This is a genomic window from Microbacterium sp. (assembly GCF_035277845.1).
In the GTDB taxonomy this organism is placed as follows: Bacteria; Actinomycetota; Actinomycetes; order Actinomycetales; family Microbacteriaceae; genus Microbacterium.
On record NZ_DATEJS010000293.1, the window covers coordinates 1 to 5,090 of the forward strand.

General features: G+C 71.3%; 5 protein-coding genes. All 5 read right to left on the reverse strand.

Features of this window, described 5'->3' with window-relative positions; all coding sequences use genetic code 11:
• A partial coding sequence (gene folP / locus VJR25_RS12825) for a dihydropteroate synthase (protein ID WP_324115622.1) occupies nt 1-743 on the reverse strand: 743 nt, incomplete at its 3' end.
• Nucleotides 744-858: 115 nt separating this feature from the next.
• Nucleotides 859-1,446, reverse strand: a complete 588-nt coding sequence (gene folE / locus VJR25_RS12830) for a GTP cyclohydrolase I (RefSeq protein ID WP_324115623.1) — start codon at nt 1,444-1,446, stop codon at nt 859-861.
• A gap of 20 nt (nt 1,447-1,466) precedes the next feature.
• Nucleotides 1,467-3,464 (reverse strand): ATP-dependent zinc metalloprotease FtsH, encoded by a 1,998-nt coding sequence (gene ftsH, locus VJR25_RS12835; protein ID WP_324115624.1) that lies wholly within the window; start codon nt 3,462-3,464, stop codon nt 1,467-1,469.
• Between the two features lie 133 nt (nt 3,465-3,597).
• The gene (gene hpt, locus VJR25_RS12840; protein ID WP_324115625.1) at nt 3,598-4,149 is read right to left on the reverse strand and encodes a hypoxanthine phosphoribosyltransferase; all 552 of its coding nucleotides are present in this window, start codon (nt 4,147-4,149) and stop codon (nt 3,598-3,600) included.
• 29 nt (nt 4,150-4,178) lie between these two features.
• Nucleotides 4,179-5,090: tRNA lysidine(34) synthetase TilS (tilS, locus tag VJR25_RS12845; RefSeq protein ID WP_324115626.1), on the reverse strand; the 912-nt coding region annotated here is incomplete at its 5' end.

The following is a 5,090-nucleotide window of genomic DNA, read 5'->3' on the forward strand; positions in this document are numbered from 1 at the left end:
CCCCACGCCCCGGCCCGCGCGGCCAGCACGCTCGTCACCGCGGTCGCGAGGTCGCGCCGGGCCTGATCGACCGGCCCGTGCGCCGGCTCGGCGGCGGGCTCGAGGGTCTCGGTGAGGAACCGCTTGCGGCTGGTGCCGACGAGCACCCGCGCGCCCAGCGCCGTGAGCCGGTCGAGGCCCCGCAGCACGGCCCAGTTCTGGTCGCCGCGCTTTCCGAACCCGATGCCCGGGTCGACGATGAGCCGCTCCGAGGGGATGCCGGCATCCTGGGCGGCCGCCAGGCGCGCGGCGAGCTCGGCGGCGACCTCGGCCGCCGGGTCGACGTACTCGGCCCGCGCGTACATGTCGGCGGAGTGCCCGCGCCAGTGCCCGATGGCGTACTCGGCGCCGGAGGCGGCGACGGCGGCGAGCATGTCCGGGTCGGCGAGTCCGCCGGAGACGTCGTTGACGATCCGGGCGCCGGCTCCGACGGCCGCGGCGGCGGTCTCGGCGTGCATGGTGTCAATGCTGACGACGGCTCCGGATGCCGCCAGCTCGGCGATCACCGGCAGCACCCGTCGCTGCTCCTCGACCAGGCCGACGCGGGCGGCGCCGGGGCGCGTGGACTCACCGCCGACGTCGAGGATGCCGGCGCCGTCGGCGCGCAGACGCATCCCGTGCTGCACGGCGCGGTCGACGTCGAAATAGCGTCCGCCGTCCGAGAAGGAGTCGGGCGTCACGTTGACGATGCCCATGATGATCATCGGGACACGCGTTTCGTCTCGCTGCGCTCGCTCAACGACCGGAGGGACACGCGTTTCGGCTCGCTGCGCTCGCGGGGCGACCGGAGGGAGACCCGTTTCGGCTCGCTGCGGTTGCTCAACGACCGACTCCGATCAGGGCGATGAGCTCGGCGCGGGCGACCGGCTCGGCCAGCTCCCCGCGGGCGGCGATCGTGACGGTGGAGGCATCCCCCTGGCGTCCGCCGCGCATCGTCACGCACTCGTGCACGGCATCCAGCACGACGAGCACGCCGCGGGCGTCGAGAGCGCCTGCGATGGTGTCGGCGATCTGCTCGCCGAGGCGTTCCTGCACCTGCGGGCGTCCGGCGAGCACGTCGACGACGCGGGGCAGCGCGCCGAGGCCGACGACCTGCTCGCCCGGCAGATACGCGATGTGCGCACGGCCGGCGAACGGCAGCAGGTGGTGCTCGCACATCGAGCGGAATCGGATGTCGCGCAGCATGACCGCGCCCGACGGCAGCGTGTCGGGCGCCGGACCGTGCGTCACCGAGATCGTGTGCGCGAGCGGTGCCGCGGCATCCTCCCCCACCCCGGCGAAGAACTCGCCGTACGCGTCGGCGACGCGGGTCGGGGTCTGGCGGAGACCCGGTCGATCCGGGTCCTCGCCGATCGCGATCAGCAGTTCCCGCACCAGCTCGCGGATGCGGTCACGGTCGACGGCCACGATGCCTGTTCGCGGCCGGATCAGGCGGTGGCGGGGCGCGTCTTGCCGGCGGGGCGGTGACGCGGAGCCTCGTGCGTGGGCGCGGCCTCGTTCGCGGCGATCCCGGTCGTCTCAGGACGACGCGGCACCGCGACCGGCGGCAGCGCGGACACCGGACGCTCGGAGCTCGACAGCCACTGCGGACGCTCGGGGAGCTTCTTGACGTCCTTGAAGATCTCGGCGATCTCGTGGTGGTCGAGGGTCTCCTTCTCGAGCAGCTCCAGCGCCAGCTTGTCGAGGATCTCACGGTTCGCGTTGAGCACCTCGTACGCCTCGTTGTGCGCCTGCTCGAGGAGCTCGCGCACCTGTCCGTCGACACGCTCGGCCATCGTCTCCGAGTACTCGCGGCCGTGACCCATGTCGCGTCCCATGAACACCTCGCCGGACGCCGAGCCCAGCTTGACCGGGCCGACCGCGGTGGTCATGCCGTACTCGGTGACCATCTTGCGGGCGATGCTCGTCGCCTTCTCGATGTCGTTCGACGCACCCGTGGTCGGGTCGTGGAACACGATCTCCTCGGCGACGCGGCCGCCCATGGCCCAGGCCAGCTGGTCCTGCAGCTCGTTGCGCGTGACGGAGTACTTGTCGTCGAGCGGCATCACCATCGTGTAGCCGAGGGCGCGGCCGCGCGGCAGGATCGTGATCTTGGTGACCGGGTCGCTGTAGTTCATCGCCGCCGCAGCGAGGGCGTGGCCGCCCTCGTGGTACGCGGTGATGAGCTTCTCCTTGTCCTTCATGACGCGGGTGCGACGCTGCGGACCCGCGATCACGCGGTCGATGGCCTCGTCCAGGGCGCGGTTGTCGATGAGCTGGGCGTTGGAGCGCGCGGTGAGCAGCGCGGCCTCGTTCAGCACGTTCGCGAGGTCGGCGCCGGTGAAGCCCGGCGTCTTGCGCGCGACGACCTCGAGGTCGACGGAGTCGGCGAGCGGCTTGCCGCGGCCGTGCACCTCGAGGATCCTCTGGCGGCCCTTGAGGTCTGGGGCGTCCACGCCGATCTGGCGGTCGAAGCGGCCCGGGCGCAGCAGCGCCGGGTCGAGGATGTCGGGGCGGTTGGTGGCCGCGATCACGATGACGTTCGCCTTGGGGTCGAAGCCGTCCATCTCGACGAGCATCTGGTTCAGCGTCTGCTCGCGCTCGTCGTGCCCGCCGCCGAGACCCGCGCCGCGGTGGCGTCCGACGGCGTCGATCTCGTCGATGAAGATGATCGCGGGGGCCGACTCCTTGGCCTGGTTGAAGAGGTCGCGCACGCGGCTCGCGCCGACGCCGACGAACATCTCGACGAAGTCCGAACCGGAGATCGAGTAGAAGGGCACGCCGGCCTCACCGGCGACGGCGCGCGCGAGCAGCGTCTTTCCGGTTCCGGGAGGGCCGTACAGCAGCACGCCCTTCGGGATGCGGGCGCCCACGGCCTGGAACTTGGCCGGGTCCTTCAGGAAGTCCTTGATCTCCTGCAGCTCTTCGATGGCCTCGTCCGCCCCGGCGACGTCGCCGAACGTGACCTGCGGCATCTCCTTGGTCACGAGTTTCGCTCGCGACTTGCCGAACTGCATGACCTTGCTGCCGCCGCCCTGCGCGGAGGACAGCAGGAACCAGAAGAGCAGGCCGAGCAGCACCATCGGGATGGCGATCGACAGGAAGCCCGAGAACCAGCTGGTCTTCGGGACGATGTCGTTGTAGCCGCCCTTGGGGTTCGCGGCGTCGATCGCCTGCATCACCTGGGGCGCACGCGCCTCGACGTAGTAGAACTGCACCTGGTCGGAGCCCTGGAAGGGGGCGGACAGCGTCATGTTGACGACCTGGTCGCCGTCGGTGTTGGTGACCTTGGTGACGGTGTCGCTCTTGAGCAGCGTCAGACCCTGTTCGGTCGTGATCTGCTTCGCGCCGCTCAGACTGGACATGAGCGAGAACCCCACGATCAGCAGCACCACGATCAGCGCCACATAGATCAGCGGGTTGCGGGAGATCTTCTTGAAGTCCATGGTGCGGGGATGCCCCCGAGCCCTTTCGTCGCATGCCCGACGGTACGGGCAGTGAATTCAGGGTATCGCGGCATCACCATGGGGTGACTGGGCATTCGCCGACGGCGTACAAAGGATTCCGCCCGGCGGCAGGTCAGCTGTACACGTGCGGAGCGAGCACGGCGACGTCGCGCAGGTTGCGATAGGTCTCCGCGTAGTCGAGTCCGTAACCGACGACGAACTCGTTCGGGATGTCGAACCCGATGTACTTGCAGTCCACCTGCACCTTCGCCGCTTCGGGCTTGCGCAGCAGGGCGAACACCTCGACCGACTCGGCGCCGCGGGATGCGAAGTTCTCGAGCAGCCAGCTGAGGGTCAGACCCGAGTCGATGATGTCCTCGACGATCAGCACGTGCTTGCCGTGCAGGTCGGTGTCGAGGTCCTTGCGGATCTGCACGACCCCGCTCGACCGGGTTCCGGCCCCGTACGACGAGACCGCCATCCAGTCCATCGGCACGGTGCGGGGCAGGGCGCGCGCGAAGTCCGCCATGACCATGACCGCGCCCTTGAGCACGCCGATCAGCAGCAGGTCCTTGCCCTCGTAGTCGGATGCCACCTGCGCGGCGATCTCCTCGAGCTTGGCGTGGATCTGCTCCTCGGTGACGAGGACGGTGCTGAGCTGATCTGCGATGTCGGCCGCGCGCATCCCCCGATTCTACGGGGCGCCTCCGTCGCTCATCGACGGGGCGGGTGGGCCGCCTCGAAGACGACGAGCGCGCCGGCCCGGCGGGCGCGGCATCCGGGCAGGTCGATGGGGCCCTGACCGGTCCAGTCGGTGGCGAGACGGGCGACCTCGAGGGTCTGGGTGCGGGTGAGGCTCGCGCCGAATTCGGATGCGACGACGTGGCGGATGATGCGGTGCCGCAGCGCGGCCGGGTTCGCCGCGAGCGCGACCGCCGAGACCGCGATGCCCGCCTCGGCGTGCTCGACGATGTCCTCGATGGTCTCGTCGATCATGTCCGCGAAGGCGGCGGCATCCTCCTGGAGCTGCTCCGCCGTGCGGGCGAGGGCCTCGGCGATGCCCGGTCCCAGCTCCGACTCGAGCGTCGGCAGCACGGTCCGCCGCACGCGCACCCGGGCGTACCGCGGGTCGTCGTTGTGCGGGTCGCGCCACGGTTCGAGGTGCTCGGCCGCGCAGGCGGCGAGCGTGTCGGATCGCCGCACGCCGAGCAGCGGACGCAGCAGCAGGATGCCGCCCCGGTCGGCGGCCGGGGCCATCCCCTGCAGGCTCGCGGCCCCCGCCCCGCGGGCGAGGCCGAGCAGCACGGTCTCGGCCTGGTCGTCGAGGGTGTGCGCGGTGAGCACGGCGACGGCACCGAGCCGGCGGGCGGCGTCGAAGAGCGCACCGTAGCGGGCGTCGCGCGCGGCGGCCTCGGTCCCGTCGCCGGCGTGCGCGACCTGAACCTCGACCACCTGTGCATCCAGGCCGAGGGCCACGGCGGCCCGCGCGGCCGTGGCGGCGACGGCATCCGATCCCGTCTGCAGGCCGTGGTCGACGGTGACGGATGCCGCCTGCAGGCCCAGCTTCGGCGCCTCGAACGCGACCGCCGCGGCGAGCGCGAGCGAGTCCGCCCCGCCGGAGAGCGC